This is a genomic window from Pseudomonas sp. DrBHI1, assembly GCF_002205115.1.
GTDB lineage: Bacteria > Pseudomonadota > Gammaproteobacteria > Pseudomonadales > Pseudomonadaceae > Aquipseudomonas > Aquipseudomonas mosselii.
Map to the genome: position 1 here is coordinate 14,988 of NZ_NIBE01000024.1, position 13,297 is coordinate 28,284.

The 13,297-nt window shown below is 66.3% G+C and carries 16 protein-coding genes; 9 read left to right on the top strand and 7 right to left on the bottom strand.

Annotation, left to right across the window (positions count from 1 at the left end; translation table 11 throughout):
* The coding region (locus CC207_RS03760) for a TonB-dependent siderophore receptor (RefSeq protein WP_256581985.1) at positions 1–1,569 on the top strand (1,569 nt) is incomplete at its 5' end.
* Between the two features lie 130 nt (positions 1,570–1,699).
* A complete protein-coding gene (locus CC207_RS03765) occupies positions 1,700–2,707 on the top strand; it encodes a GlxA family transcriptional regulator (RefSeq protein WP_028690729.1) in 1,008 nt (335 codons plus the stop codon).
* Positions 2,708–2,742: 35 nt separating this feature from the next.
* On the opposite strand, the gene CC207_RS03770 is transcribed toward CC207_RS03765, so the two are convergent.
* Positions 2,743–3,258, bottom strand: coding sequence for a thioredoxin family protein (locus tag CC207_RS03770; RefSeq protein WP_028690728.1), 516 nt, complete (start codon positions 3,256–3,258; stop codon positions 2,743–2,745).
* 19 nt (positions 3,259–3,277) lie between these two features.
* Entirely contained in the window at positions 3,278–3,553 is a 276-nt protein-coding gene (locus tag CC207_RS03775) for a DUF2790 domain-containing protein (RefSeq protein WP_028690727.1), read from the bottom strand.
* A 219-nt stretch (positions 3,554–3,772) separates the two neighbouring features.
* Between CC207_RS03775 and CC207_RS03780 the strand changes: the two genes are divergently transcribed.
* From CC207_RS03780 to CC207_RS03800, 5 genes are all read left to right on the top strand, one after another.
* Complete coding sequence (locus tag CC207_RS03780) at positions 3,773–4,513, top strand: response regulator (RefSeq protein WP_028690726.1); 741 nt, start codon at positions 3,773–3,775, stop codon at positions 4,511–4,513.
* Positions 4,510–5,796: a HAMP domain-containing sensor histidine kinase gene (locus tag CC207_RS03785; protein ID WP_028690725.1), complete on the top strand. Its 1,287-nt coding sequence runs from the start codon at positions 4,510–4,512 to the stop codon at positions 5,794–5,796. Before CC207_RS03780 ends, CC207_RS03785 begins: the two co-directional genes overlap by 4 nt.
* Positions 5,797–5,926: 130 nt before the next feature.
* Positions 5,927–6,625 (top strand): AzlC family ABC transporter permease, encoded by a 699-nt coding sequence (locus CC207_RS03790; RefSeq protein ID WP_028690724.1) that lies wholly within the window; start codon positions 5,927–5,929, stop codon positions 6,623–6,625.
* Positions 6,622–6,936, top strand: coding sequence for an AzlD domain-containing protein (locus CC207_RS03795; RefSeq protein ID WP_028690723.1), 315 nt, complete (start codon positions 6,622–6,624; stop codon positions 6,934–6,936). The genes CC207_RS03790 and CC207_RS03795 overlap by 4 nt, the downstream gene beginning before the upstream one ends.
* Positions 6,933–7,766: an AraC family transcriptional regulator gene (locus CC207_RS03800; RefSeq protein WP_028690722.1), complete on the top strand. Its 834-nt coding sequence runs from the start codon at positions 6,933–6,935 to the stop codon at positions 7,764–7,766. Before CC207_RS03795 ends, CC207_RS03800 begins: the two co-directional genes overlap by 4 nt.
* Here CC207_RS03800 and CC207_RS03805 read toward each other — a convergent pair.
* Positions 7,726–8,535, bottom strand: a complete 810-nt coding sequence (locus CC207_RS03805) for a helix-turn-helix domain-containing protein (RefSeq protein ID WP_051555678.1) — start codon at positions 8,533–8,535, stop codon at positions 7,726–7,728. The genes CC207_RS03800 and CC207_RS03805 overlap by 41 nt on opposite strands.
* A 108-nt stretch (positions 8,536–8,643) precedes the next feature.
* Here CC207_RS03805 and CC207_RS03810 point away from each other — a divergent pair, with 108 nt between their 5' ends.
* Positions 8,644–9,795 carry an MFS transporter gene (locus CC207_RS03810; protein WP_088851614.1) on the top strand — a complete coding sequence of 384 codons (1,152 nt, stop codon included), beginning with the start codon at positions 8,644–8,646 and terminating at the stop codon, positions 9,793–9,795.
* Positions 9,796–9,810: 15 nt separating this feature from the next.
* Entirely contained in the window at positions 9,811–10,038 is a 228-nt protein-coding gene (locus CC207_RS03815; protein WP_023630605.1) for a hypothetical protein, read from the top strand.
* A 77-nt stretch (positions 10,039–10,115) separates the two neighbouring features.
* Here the strand turns inward: CC207_RS03815 and CC207_RS03820 are convergent, their stop codons facing one another.
* From CC207_RS03820 to CC207_RS03835, 4 genes are all read right to left on the bottom strand, one after another.
* Complete coding sequence (locus tag CC207_RS03820) at positions 10,116–10,598, bottom strand: copper chaperone PCu(A)C (RefSeq protein ID WP_028690720.1); 483 nt, start codon at positions 10,596–10,598, stop codon at positions 10,116–10,118.
* On the bottom strand, positions 10,599–11,207 hold the full coding sequence (locus tag CC207_RS03825; protein ID WP_028690719.1) for an SCO family protein: 609 nt from the start codon (positions 11,205–11,207) through the stop codon (positions 10,599–10,601).
* A gap of 290 nt (positions 11,208–11,497) precedes the next feature.
* Positions 11,498–12,082, bottom strand: coding sequence for a Fe-S biogenesis protein NfuA (gene nfuA, locus CC207_RS03830; protein WP_023630602.1), 585 nt, complete (start codon positions 12,080–12,082; stop codon positions 11,498–11,500).
* A 57-nt stretch (positions 12,083–12,139) separates the two neighbouring features.
* Positions 12,140–13,174, bottom strand: coding sequence for an acyltransferase (locus CC207_RS03835; protein WP_088851615.1), 1,035 nt, complete (start codon positions 13,172–13,174; stop codon positions 12,140–12,142).
* Positions 13,175–13,297 lie beyond the last annotated feature (123 nt).

Genomic DNA, 13,297 nt, shown 5'->3' on the forward strand with positions numbered 1-13,297 from the left:
GACCTGGACGCCAGTGGCCGGCTCAACCCCGAAGGCACCCTACGTGGGCGCATGGTCGCCTCCTATGAGGACCGCGGCTACTTCACCGACGTGACCAAGTCCAAGCGGCCGCTGCTGTACGGTATCGTCGAAGCCGACCTGAGCGATGCCACCACCGTTGGCCTGGGCCTGCGCCGCCAGACCTCGCGCATCGACGGCTACAGCGTACTGGGCATCCCGAACAATCCCGATGGCAGCAACCCGCACCTGAAGCGCTCGACCTTCCTGGGGCAGGACTGGGCCACGCTGCAGACTGATATGGACGAGGTGTTCGGCGACATCACCCACCGCTTCAACGACAACTGGAGTGGCAAGCTGGCGCTGTCGCACTCCGAGGGCGGCTACAACCGCAGCGCCATCGAGTGGAGTGCGGATGACACCCTGGAGTACGGCGCAGCTGGCGGGCCGGTGGTCAAGGATGTCAGCTACCACAAGTTCGACGTCACCTCCAACGCCGTCGACGGCCATCTGGACGGTACCTTCGAAGCTTTCGGCCTGACCCATCAGGTGACCTTGGGCGCCAACTGGTCCAAACGCAAGATGAACGACAAGGACCGTACCGAATACCTGCCGACACCTATCCCACTGAACGTGTTCGATCCCAGCCACAGCAACATTCCCAAGCTGGCACGCCAGGGCTGGGACTACAAGGACGACACCATCGACACCCGTTACGGCACCTACCTCAGCACGCGCCTGCGCGCGACTGAGGACCTGAGCTTCGTACTCGGTGCGCGCCTGAGCTGGTACAAGACCGAGGCCTGGGATGGCGACCTGGTCACGACCAACGAGCAGAAACACGAGTTCACTCCCTTCGCTGGCGTGATCTATGACCTGAACGACCAGTGGTCCTGGTATGCCAGCTACGCCGATATCTTCCAGCCGCAGGCCAACTACCGCACCGCCGCCGGTAGCATGCTGGACCCCTCCACGGGTACCAACTCCGAAACCGGTATCAAGGGTGAGCTGTTCGACAAGCGCCTGAACGTGTCCTTCGCCGTGTTCTACATCGAACAGGAAGACGTTGCCGCACGCGACTGGGAAAACGACGGCAAATGCCAGAACGACGTGGCCGGTCGCTGCTGGGTCAACAGCGACGGCATCAACCGCAGCAAGGGCTTCGAAGCGGAGGCCAGCGGTGAACTGCTGCCGGGCCTGCAGGTGGCTGCCGGTTACACCTACAACACCACCAGCTCCTCCGACGGCGGCCCGATCTCCGCGCAGACGCCGAAACACATGCTGCGCCTGAACACCAACTACACCCTGCCGGGCGAGTGGAGCCGCCTGAGCATCGGTGGCGGCGTCTCGGCGCAGAACTCCTACGTCGACAAGGGCAACGAAGCCTACAACAGCGGCCGGGCGATCTTCGACGCGCGCGCCGCCTACAAGCTCGACGAGCACTGGACCGTGGGCGTGGACGTCGAGAACCTGTTCGACCGCAAGTACTTCGACTCGATGGGCTACTGGACCCGCGGCACCACCTACGGTACGCCGCGCAGCTACATGTTCACCCTGCGCGGCGACTTCTAAGTCCCGCGTTGCATGACCGGCGCCCCCTCCGGAGGGGGCGCTGTGCTTTCGGCGCCAGCCAGCGCCCCTGTTGTCTTTCCCCGCGCCTCACCGCACACTCGTCCCCGCCAGCCAGGAAGCGGAGTCCGCAGTGCCCACGCCACGCCAGTTCAGCAAGAAGACCAGCACCAGCAACATGCTGCGGCTCAAGTCCGGTGACGCCGGCAGCCAGCGCCCCTATCGCGTGGACTTCGTCCTGCTCGAGCACTTCTCCATGGCCAGCTTCACCGTGGCGATGGACGTGCTGGTCACCGCCAACCTGCTGCGCGCCGACAGTTTCACCTCCACCCCGCTGTCGCTGGCGGGCGATCGCGTGCTCAGCGACCTGGGCCTGGAGCTGGTGGCCAGCCCGCTCGAACCGCGCAGCCTGCAGGACCTCGACCTGCTGGTGATCTGCGGCGGCCTGCGCACACCGCTGAAATACCCCGACCTCGACCGCCTGCTGGCCGACTGCGCCAGCCACGGCATGACCCTCGCCGGGCTATGGAACGGCGCCTGGTTCCTCGGGCGTGCCGGGGTGCTCGACGACTACGGCTGCAGCGTGCACCCCGAGCAGCGCGCCAGCCTGGCCGAGATCAGCCCGCAGACGCGCATCACCCCGGCCAGCTTCACCCTCGACCGCGACCGCCTGAGCGCCGCCAGCCCCAACGGCGCCATGGAGCTGATGCTCGGCCTGGTGCGGCGGCTGTACGGCGATGCCCTGGCCGAAGGCGTCGAGGAGATCCTGTCGTTCTCCGGAGCGCGCTATCGCCAGGTCGGGCCCGGGGCGAAGAAGTCCATGAGCCTGCACCTGCGCACCATCGTCGAGCTGATGGAGAACAACCTCGAGGAAACCCTGAGCCTCGATCAGCTGGCCGTCTACTCCGGGCGCTCGCGGCGGCAGATCGACCGGCTGTTCCAGGCCCAGCTGGGCACCTCGCCCCGGCGTTACTACATGGAACTGCGCATCACCAAGAGCCGGCGGCTGCTGCAGTATTCGGACCTGTCGGTGATGGAGGTGGCGGTGGCCTGCGGGTTCGTCTCGGTGTCGCACTTCAGCAAGTGCTATGCGGCGTATTTTGGTTATCCGCCGTCGCGGGAGCAGCGGCTGGGCGAGTGATCCGGCCCCGCGACAGGGCCGGAGCAGGCAACGGATCACCCCTGCTCATCCAGCAACGCCTGAATCACCCGCTCCTGCCCCGCGTAATCCCCCTCGCCAAAGTGCACATGACGCACCTGCCCCTTGCGATCGACAAAGTAATGCGCCGGCCAGAACTGGTTGCCCCAGGCGTTCCAGATCCGGTAGCCATTGTCCACCGCCACCGGGTACCCGATCCCCAACTGCTGCACCTGTGCCCGTACATTGCCCACATCGCGCTCATAGTCGTACTCCGGCGTGTGCACCCCGACTACCACCAGGCCCTGCTCGCCGTAGCGCCGCGCCCAGTCGTTGACATGGGGCAGGCTGCGCCGGCAGTTGATGCAGTCGTAGGTCCAGAAGTCCACCAGCACCACTTTGCCCTTGAGCGCCGGGCCATCCAGCGGCGGCGAGTTGAGCCATTGCTCGGCCCCCGCCAGCGACGGCATGGGACCGTAGCTGTCGCGGGCCAGCAGGTGGCCAGCCAGGCCCAGTCCGAGCAGGGCCAGGGCCACGCCGCCGGCCTTGAGCAGGCGGCGCTTGCCGCGCGCCTTAGTTGTCATGGCAACCACTGGTGGCGTAGGAGCGATACTCGACACTCTGCGGCTTGCCTTGGGAATCGAGGTAGTCCATGCGGGTCTGCACCGGTCCGCAGGCATTGCTGCGCTCGTCCTTGACCGACAGCACCTTCTTGACGTCCAGCCGGTCGCCGTAGCGGTATTGCATCACGCTGGCGTCATTGAGCGAGCTGCTGCTGGCCTGGGCAGCCAGGGAGCCAAGGCCGAGCACGGCGAACAGGGCGGCGCTGGCGAGGGTCTTGATAGTCATGGCGTGTCTCCTGATACGAGGTCTTGTGTGGGGAGGCTTCACTCCCCGGTCGAGAGCCATTTCACGCCTGCCAGGTATCCCGCTTGTGTCCGCCCAGTGCCCTTCGTGCTTCTTCCTGTATCTGTGCCGCCAACAGATACACTGCAATACAAACCTGGGCAGGCAAGTCCGGATCCGCTCGGTACACTGCGCCCATTCCCCACGTACAAGGACATCCCGATGGAACACGCCGATCACATCCTGGTCGTCGACGACGACCGCGAGATCCGCGAACTGGTCGGCAACTACCTGAAGAAGAACGGCCTGCGCACCAGCATCGTTGCCGATGGCCGGCAGATGCGCGCCTTCCTGGAAAACAACGCCGTCGACCTGATCGTCCTCGACATCATGATGCCCGGCGACGACGGCCTGCTGCTGTGCCGCGAACTGCGCGCCGGCAAGCACCGCAACACGCCGGTGCTGATGCTCACCGCGCGCAACGACGAGACCGACCGCATCATCGGCCTGGAGATGGGCGCCGACGACTACCTGACCAAGCCGTTCTCCGCCCGCGAGCTGCTGGCGCGGATCAACGCCGTGCTGCGCCGCACGCGCATGCTGCCGCCGAACCTCACCATCAGCGAAAGCAGCCGGCTGATCGCCTTCGGCCAATGGCGCCTGGACACCACCGCCCGCCACCTGCTCGACAACGAAGGCACCCTGGTGGCGCTGTCGGGCGCCGAGTACCGCCTGCTGCGGGTATTCCTCGACCATCCGCAGCGGGTGCTCAGCCGCGAACAGTTGCTCAACCTCACCCAGGGCCGCGAGGCGGACATTTTCGATCGCTCCATCGACCTGCTGGTCAGCCGCCTGCGCCAGCGCCTGGGTGACGACGCCCGCGAACCCACCTGCATCAAGACCGTGCGCAGCGAGGGCTACGTGTTCTCGCTGCCGGTACAGCTGCTGGAGTCGCCGGCATGAAATGGCCGCGCACCCTGGCCTCGCGCCTGGCCCTGATCTTCTTCACCGGGCTGGTGCTGGCCTACGGCCTGTCGTTCAGCCTGCAAGCCTACGAACGTTTTATCAGCAGCCGCTCGATGATGCTCAGCAACCTGGAGCTGGACGTCTCGACCTCGGTGGCCATCCTCGACCGCCTGCCCGCCGCCGAACGGCCGGCCTGGCTGTCGCGCCTGGAGCGGCGCACCTACCGCTACCGCCTGGACGGTGGCCTGCCCGGCGAAGCCATGCCCAGCGCCGACCCACCCATGGCCGCCGAATCCATCGTCAAGGCCATCGGCGACCGCTACGCCCTGACCTTCCAGGAGATTCCCGGCCCCAACGCGCACTTCCAGGCCCACCTGCGCCTGGCCGACGGCGCGCCGCTGACCATCGACGTCACCCCCGCCCCGGTACCGGTGGCCACCTGGCTGCCGGTGGTGCTGCTGATCCAGCTGGCGGTGCTGCTGGCCTGTACCTGGCTGGCGGTGCGCCTGGCCATCGGCCCGCTGACCCGCCTGGTCCAGGCGGTGGACAACCTTGATCCGAACAGCCCCGGCCCGCAGTTGGACGAAAGCGGCCCGCGCGAGGTGCGCTACGCCGCCGTGGCCTTCAACGCGCTGCAGGCGCGCATCGGCGCCTACCTCAAGGAACGCATGCAGCTGCTCGCTGCCATCTCCCATGACCTGCAGACGCCGATCACGCGCATGAAGCTGCGCGTCGAACAGATGGACGACGGCCACGAGAAGGACAAGCTGGCGCACGACCTGGACGCCATGGAGCACCTGGTGCGCGAAGGCGTGGCCTATGCCCGCAGCATGGACAGCGGCACCGAGGCGCCATGCCGGGTCAACCTCGACGCCTTCCTCGACAGCCTGGTGTTCGACTACCAGGACAGCGGCGCCCGGGTGGACCGCCACGGCAGCGCCCAGGCTACCCTGCAAACCCGCCCCCATGCCCTGCGCCGGGTACTGGTTAACCTGGTGGACAATGCTCTCAAGTTCGCCGGCGCCGCGCAGCTCGAGGTGGGCTGCGAGAACGGCGTGACACTGATCCGTGTGCTCGATGATGGCCCGGGGATTCCCGAGGCGGAGCTCGACGACGTGCTCAAACCGTTCTACCGGGTCGAAGGCTCGCGCAACCGCAGCACTGGCGGCACCGGACTGGGACTGGCGATCGCCCAGCAACTGACCCAGGCCATGGGCGGCAGCCTGACCTTGCGCAACCGCGCCGAAGGCGGGCTGTGCGCGCAGGTCGAGCTGCGCTGAAGCCACAACCGCGGTCTCATACAGGGATTGCGCAAAGCTTGGGGAGCGGCGACAACAAAGCAAGATCGTTCAAGCCACCCTCGGAGCTGTCTGTCATGCTGGCCTGCCCTGTCGATTCGTTGTCGTTCCCATGTCCAGCCCTCCGCTCGCCCGCCACGCCTTTCTCCATGGCGCCATCGCCATCCTGCCGCTGTCCCTGGCCGTCGCGCCCTGGGGCCTGCTGGCCGGCTCCATGGCCATCGAAGCCAACCTCAGCGCCTGGCAAGGCCAGGGCCTGTCGGCCATTGTCTTCGCCGGTGCCGCGCAACTGGTGGCCATCGGCATGCTCAAGGGCGGCGCCAACCTGCTGTCGATCCTGCTCACCACCCTGCTGCTGACCTCGCAGCACCTGCTCTACGGGCTGTCCATGCGCCCGGTGATGTCCGGCTTGCCGACCCGCTGGCGCCTAGGCCTGGGCTTTCTGCTTACCGACGAGTTCTTCGCCCTGACCAGCCACCACGACCAGCAGCAGTTCAACCGCTGGTACGCCCTTGGGGTCGGCCTGACCTTCTACGTGGCCTGGAACCTGTTCACCCTCGCCGGCATCATCCTCGGCCAGAACATTCCACATCTGGACCAGCTGGGCCTGGACTTCTCCATCGTCGCCACCTTCGTTGCGCTGATCGCGCCGCTGGTGCGCAACCTGCCGACCGTGGTGTGCGTGGCGGTGTCGCTGTTCTGCTCGGTGCTGTTCAGCTACTGGCACTGGGAAACTGCCCTGGTGGCAGCCGGCCTGCTGGGCATGGCCGCCGGGTTCGTCTGCCAGAAATTCTCCGGAGGCCGCTCATGATCTGGCTGCTGATCGTCGCCATGGGCGCGGCGGTGTTTCTCAACCGCTACGCCTTCCTCGAACCACGCCTGCCGCTGCGCCTGAGCTCCAACGCGCGGCAGTTCCTCGGCTTCGCCGTGCCCGGCATGCTCACCGCGATCTGCGGGCCGATCATCTTCCTGCCCGGCCACCAGCTTGAGTTGAGCCCGCTCAACCCTTACCTGCTCGGCTCGGTGGTGGCGATCGCCCTGGTGCTGTTGACCCGCAGCGTATTGCTGAGCATGCTGGCGAGCATGCTGATCTTCTTCCTTCTGCGCAGCTGGCTGGCATGAGCACGCCCCTGCGCGAACAGGCCCACCTGTGGCAGGCGCCCGCCCTCGGCGACGTCGAGATGCTGCACGCCCGCTACATCCAGCAGCGCTTCGCCCCACATGTGCACGAAGGCTACGTGTTCACCGTGATCGAGTCCGGCGCCCAGCGTTTCTGGCACCGCGGCAGCGAGCATTTGGCGCCGGTGGGCAGCATGGTGCTGATCAATCCCGACGAACTGCACACCGGCGCCACCGCCCACGAGGCCGGCTGGCGCTACCGTGGCTTCTACCCCGAGCACGAGCGGGTCAGCGGCGTGCTCGACGAACTGGAGCTTGGCCGCCACGGCCTGCCCCGGTTCAAGGACAGCGTGATCCAGGACCCGGCCCTGGCCGCCGCCTTCAGCCAGCTGCACAAGCTGTCCGAGTCCTGCGCCAGCGCCCTGGAGCAGCAGACCGCCTGGCGCCAGGCGGTACTGGCGCTGGTGCAACGCCATGGCCACTGCGCCGAACCCGCCGCCCCCGGCAACGAGCCACTGGCCGTGGCTCGTGCCCGCGAGCTGCTGGAGAGCCAACTGGCCGAGCCGCCCTCGCTGGAAGCCCTGGCGGCGGCGGTGAACCTGTCGCCGTTCCACTTCGCCCGGGTGTTCCGCCAGGCCACCGGCCTGCCGCCCCACGCCTGGCTCAAGCAGCGCCGCCTGGCCCGCGCCCGCGAGCTGCTGCGCAGCGGCCTGCCGGCACTGGAGGTCGCCGTGACCCTGGGCTTCGCCGACCAGAGCCACCTCAGCCGCCAGTTCAAGCAGGCCTATGGCGTTACGCCGGGGGCCTATCGCCAGGCCTGTCTGGGCCTGTAGCCGCGCCACGGTTCCAGGCCCCTGGCGTGGTGCCGGTCATGCCGCGGAAGAAGGCAATGAACGCACTGTCGCTGGCGAACCCCAGGTCGTCGGCGATAGCGCCCAGTGGCCGCTGCAATGCCAGCTGCTCCAGCGCACGCAACAGCCGCCACTGCTGGCGCCATTGCTGATAGGACATGCCAGTGTCCCGGCGCAGCAGGCGGCTGATGGTCTTCTCGCTGGCACCGACTTGTTGCGCCAGTTCACCCAACGCCGGCGGCAGGCGCTCGAGTCGCTCGACCAGCCCGGCCAGGCGCCTATCGCCAGGCAATGGCAGGAACATCGGTTGGTGAGGTGCAAGGCGCAACTCACCCAGACACAGCGCCAGCAAATGCGTTTGGTCGCCTTGGTCCCAGGCCGTGTCGAACGGCGCCTGGGCGATGCGTTCGAGCAGTTCGCGCAGCATCGGGTTGACGCTGATGATCGTCACCTCGTCGGGCAGCCCCACGCTGAGCGCGGTGCTGAAGTAGAGCGAGCGATAGTCCACCGTTTCGCGCATGCGCGCGCGGTGCTCCAGCCCTGCCGGAATCCACGCTGCCTGGGTCGGCGGCAACAGGCACAGGCGCCCGGGCGTCTGGATACGCACGCAGCCCTGACGGGTGAACAGCAGCTGTCCGCGGCCATGCCGGTGGCGCCCGGAGTCGTGGTCGCCCAGGGCCGAGCAGATGCCCACTACCGACGCATCGAATGCATCGGGATCGAAGTGGGCGTCGGGGGCTAACCAGGCCATGGCAGTAATTGTCCGATTTCAACGATAGATCAGCAGAGTCGCGATAATAGCCCACGGCACAACGTCCCTACCATGACCATTCGTTTGTGCTGCAAGGCGTTCACTCCCATGCTTTCCCGTTCCTGGTTGGCCCTGGCCACCGCCCTGCTGATGTTTCCTCAGGTTGCCGAAACCCTCTACAGCCCTGCCCTGGTCTCCTTGGCCGAAGCATTCGCCGTCAGCCCTGCCCAGGCTTCGCTGACCCTGTCGCTGTATTTTTTCGCCTTTGCCGCCGGGGTGCCGGCCTGGGGGCGTGCCTGCGACCTGTGGGGGCGGCGCCCGACCATGCTTGCCGGGCTGCAGCTCTACGCTGGTGCAGCACTGGCAGCGCTGCTGGCGACCGACTTCAGCCAACTGCTGCTGGCGCGGATCGTGGCGGCGTTCGCCGCAGCGGTGGGCTCCGTGGTGACCCAGACCGTCCTGCGCGATCGCCATGCCGGCCCTGATCTGGCCCGGGTGTTCTCGTTGATCGGCGTATGCCTGGCGCTCAGTCCAGCGCTGGGGCTGATGAGCGGCGCCTGGCTGGACCGGCTGTTCGGCTATCACGGCGTACTCGCCAGCCAGTTGCTGATGGCCGCGCTGCTGCTGGGCTGGAGCTGGCGTGGACTGCCCGAGACACGCCCCGCCACGCAGGCAACGCCCGCGTTCGGTCAGGTGCTGCGGCGCCTGCTGCGTGACCGTCGTGTGCTGTTGGCCAGCGCCCTGGTGGCGGTGTTCAACATCAGTGTGTTCAGTTGGTACAGCTTGGCGCCGTTTGTTTTCGAGCGCCTCGGTGCCAGCCCGTGGATGGGCTACTCCGGCGCGGCGCTGGCGCTCGGCTCGCTGCTGGGCGCGCGCCTCAATGCATGGTTGCTGCAACGCGGGGTGGCCATGGCGTGCCTGTTGCGCCTGGCGTGCCTGCTCGACCTGCTGGCGGCGCTGGCACTGTTGGGGCTGGGCGACAGCCTGTGGACGGTGCTGGCCATGGCCTTGGTGATGTTCGCCTTCGCCATGGCGATTCCGCTGGTGCTGGGCTCGGCGCTGGTCGACTACGCCGACTGCCGTGGCACGGCGGGTGCGTTGTTCGGCTTGTTCTACTACCTGCAGATCGGAGCGGGACTGCTGCTGGCGGGTGCTTGCCAGGCTATGGGGGGGACGCTGTTTGTCTGTGCGATGGCGGCCTGGGCACTGGCCATCGGCTACGAGCAGCCTGGCCGGGCGCTGCTACACTCAAGGGGCTGAATGGAGGATCGCGTCATGTCCGAACGAGAAATCACCACGCTCCTGTCGCTGATGAGCCAGCGCCAGGCCTGCCTGAGCAGTGCCTGCAAGGAGATCGCCGACTGGATCGACCGCCAGGGCGATGTGCCTGCCGCCGGGAAGATCCGCGCCAGCCTGAAGGCGCTGGAGGCCGAGGATGCGCAAGTGCGCAAGACCCTGACTTCGCTGAACATCGAGCGGCCGCTGCCACGTTTTCGTAGCTGACCGCCGAAAACCATCGCGGGTCAAGCCCGCTCCCACCGATCGCGTGGAAGCGGGCTTGACCCGCGATGGTGGCTGTATCAGTGGTTCATGTGCATATGGTCATGCCCGCCGCCAGCCTCGGCGTTGAGCGCACGCACCGGCGCCTGCACCTGCAGGGTTTCCTTGGCGCCCTTGGCATCCTCGATGGTCAGGGTCAGAGGCACCTGCTCGCCTTCCTTCACCTGCTGGTTCAGGCCCATCAGCATCACGTGGTAGCCGTTCGGGTCCAACTTCACCGCCTTGCCCGCCGGCAGATCGACCGCCTTCACTTCACGCATGCCCATCACATCGCCGTTCATGGTCATCTCGTGCACCTGCACGGTCTTGGCCACGGGCGAGGCGACGCTCACCAGCTTGCTGTCGCTGCTGGCGGTCAGGGTCATGAAGGCGCCGGTCGACTGCTGGTGCGGCACGCTGGCGCGGACCCAGGCGTCGCTCACGGTGGTCTGGGCGAAAGCCGGCAGGGCCATGCCCAGCAGGGCCAGGGCGGCCAGGCCGCGTTTGATCGGTTGCATCGACATTCAGCAGATCTCCATCAGGGTGACCAGATCTTCGGCGCATTCCTTGGCATTCAGGGAATGGCCCAGGCTCAGGCGCAGGGTGCCACGCGTATCGTAGACGTAGCTGGTGGATGAGTGAGAGATGGTATAGGTGTCGCCGGCCGGGACCTTTTCGTAGAACACCTTGAACTCGCGGGCCACCTCGGCGATTTCCTCGGGGGTGCCGGTCAGGGCGACGATCGACGGGTCGAAGGCCTTGGCGTAGGCGTCGAGCACTTCGGGGGTGTCGCGCTCCGGGTCCAGGGTGATGAATACCGGCTGGAACAGCTCGCGGTCACGGCCCCTGAGGATCTTCCTGATCTGGACGATCCGCGCCAGCGCGGTCGGGCAGACCGCCGGGCACTGGGTGAAGCCGAAGAAGATCATCGGCATCGAGCCGTAGAAGCTCGACAGGGTGCGCTCGTTGCCTTGAGTGTCCTTGAGCTTGAATTTGCGCCCTAGGATCTCGTTGCTCATGTTCTTGCCGTACTTGAAATCCAGACCCCGGGCCGGGTTGCAACCCGCCAGCAGGCCAAGCCCCAGTACGCCCATCCCGGCGACAACCGCGCGCCGGGTCAACAGATCATTCATGGAACCATCCTTTACAGGGAAGGTGCCGACCCCTGGGATGGGCCGGCCAGAAAACCGGGGCATTCTGTCACGCTCCCCCCGCACCATCCACCCGACATCCGACCAATCGGGCTGCAGCCCTTTGTTTACGGGGCGCGACCGGTTGTCGCAGGGGTTGAATCCGTAACACTTTGTTGCTAGGGGTCAATGCACACATCTGAAAAGCATCGCGGGGCAAGCCCGCTCCCACGCTGTGCCCCAGGTATGCCCTAGGCGTGGGAGCGGGCTTGCCCCGCGATTGGAAAGACGCCTTAGTAGTAGGCGTTTTCCTTCTGGCTGTGGTCGGTCACGTCACGTACGCCCTTGAGCTCCGGAATGCGCTCGAGCAGGGTACGCTCGATGCCTTCCTTCAACGTCACGTCGGCCTGGCCGCAGCCCTGGCAGCCGCCGCCGAACTGCAGCACGGCGATGCCGTCGTCGACCACGTCCACCAGGCTCACGGCGCCGCCGTGGCTGGCCAGGCCGGGGTTGATCTCGGTCTGCAGGTAGTAGTTGATACGCTCGTTGATCGGGCTGTCTTCGTTGACCATCGGCACCTTGGCGTTCGGCGCCTTGATGGTCAGCTGGCCGCCCATGCGGTCGGTGGCGTAATCGACCAGCGCGTCCTCGAGGAACGGCACGCTGACCGCGTCGAGGTAGGCGGTGAAGCTCTTCAGGCCCACCGGCTGGTCGTCGGGCTTCTCCTCGCCTGGCTTGCAGTAGGCGATGCAGGTCTCGGCGTAGGTGGTGCCCGGCTGGGTGATGAAGATACGGATGCCGATGCCAGGCGTGTTCTGCTTGGAGAGCAGATCGGCCAGGTAATCATGGGCGGCGTCGGTAATGGTTATAGCGCTCATGGAAGTTCCTCACAGACTTGCCGGCAGTGTACGCCAACCCGGCCCTCGAACAAAGTCCTAGTATTTGACTCGGGATAGCACCAGCGCAGGCTCCACGGCGCTACGCCCCGCGAATCCGGCCTTGAGCCGCCCGTACAGGCCACGCTCCAGCCAGTGGTAACTAAGCCACGACATTAGTCCGATTGACGGTACGCACAAGGCGAATACCAGGTACGGGTTCAAGTGCAGGTGTTCGCTGGCGAATAGCCCGCCGTACAGCACCAGCACATGCACCAGGTACACCGAATAGGAGCAATCGCCCAGCGCCTTGAGCACCCGGTTGCCCTTGAAGTAGCGCTCCAGGGCGATGAACGCCAGCACCACCAGGGCGCTGGGCAGGCCCCAGTGCAACAGGCGTTGCGAGGCGTCCAGGTGATACAGCGCATACCCCGCCACACCCAGCAGCCCCAATGGCAGCCACAGGCCCTGGCGAATCAGCCCGCGGCGGTACAGCACGCCCAGGCCGATGCCCAGCAGGAACTCGTAGACGATGTCGTTGCTGTAGAAGCGGCTGAGCACGCCGAGGCGGCCCAGCACCTCGCTGACCAGCAGCAGCGCCCCCGTCACCAGCAGCAGGTGATGACGCTGGCGCACCAGGAACGCCAGGCCGAACAGCAGGTAGAAGAACATCTCGAAGTTCAGCGTCCAGCCGACGTTGAGGGTCGGGTACAGGCCGTAGCCGCCCGGATTCTCCGCCGGGATGAACAGCAGCGACAGCAGCAGGTGCTGCCATTCGAACACCTGGTGCGGCATCCAGCGGCTGGCGACCAGCATCAGCGCGGCCATCAGCAGGGTGTAGAACCAGTAGGCAGGCACGATGCGCAGGACGCGATTGAGCAGGAACTGCGCGGGCGCGATGTCCTTGTCGCGGGTCGAAAGGTAGATCACCAGGCCGCTGATGACGAAGAAAATGTCCACCCCTACCGCGCCGCGATCGGCGAGCAGTTGGCCGACAGGGCCGGTGGCGTTGAAGTCGAAGAAGATCTGCATGAAGTGGTGGCAGACCACCACCCAGGCGGCGAATGCCCGGAGAGCCTGAAGCGAGTACAGCATGAAAAACCCTGCGATCGTCGATGCATTGAGGCCCGGCGAGCGCTTCGCGCTCGTTTCGCCGGCAAGTCGGCTCCCACTGGGATAGCGCACGTCTGTGGGAGCCGGCTTGCCGGCGATGGGCTG

Coding starts and splice junctions, on each gene's coding strand:
- CC207_RS03775 (WP_028690727.1), bottom strand. CDS start 3,553: ATGACTATCAAGACCCTCGCCAGCGCCGCCCTGTTCGCCGTGCTCGGC.
- CC207_RS03780 (WP_028690726.1), top strand. CDS start 3,773: ATGGAACACGCCGATCACATCCTGGTCGTCGACGACGACCGCGAGATC.
- CC207_RS03785 (WP_028690725.1), top strand. CDS start 4,510: ATGAAATGGCCGCGCACCCTGGCCTCGCGCCTGGCCCTGATCTTCTTC.
- CC207_RS03790 (WP_028690724.1), top strand. CDS start 5,927: ATGTCCAGCCCTCCGCTCGCCCGCCACGCCTTTCTCCATGGCGCCATC.
- CC207_RS03795 (WP_028690723.1), top strand. CDS start 6,622: ATGATCTGGCTGCTGATCGTCGCCATGGGCGCGGCGGTGTTTCTCAAC.
- CC207_RS03800 (WP_028690722.1), top strand. CDS start 6,933: ATGAGCACGCCCCTGCGCGAACAGGCCCACCTGTGGCAGGCGCCCGCC.
- CC207_RS03805 (WP_051555678.1), bottom strand. CDS start 8,535: ATGGCCTGGTTAGCCCCCGACGCCCACTTCGATCCCGATGCATTCGAT.
- CC207_RS03810 (WP_088851614.1), top strand. CDS start 8,644: ATGCTTTCCCGTTCCTGGTTGGCCCTGGCCACCGCCCTGCTGATGTTT.
- CC207_RS03815 (WP_023630605.1), top strand. CDS start 9,811: ATGTCCGAACGAGAAATCACCACGCTCCTGTCGCTGATGAGCCAGCGC.
- CC207_RS03820 (WP_028690720.1), bottom strand. CDS start 10,598: ATGTCGATGCAACCGATCAAACGCGGCCTGGCCGCCCTGGCCCTGCTG.
- CC207_RS03825 (WP_028690719.1), bottom strand. CDS start 11,207: ATGAATGATCTGTTGACCCGGCGCGCGGTTGTCGCCGGGATGGGCGTA.
- nfuA (WP_023630602.1), bottom strand. CDS start 12,082: ATGAGCGCTATAACCATTACCGACGCCGCCCATGATTACCTGGCCGAT.
- CC207_RS03835 (WP_088851615.1), bottom strand. CDS start 13,174: ATGCTGTACTCGCTTCAGGCTCTCCGGGCATTCGCCGCCTGGGTGGTG.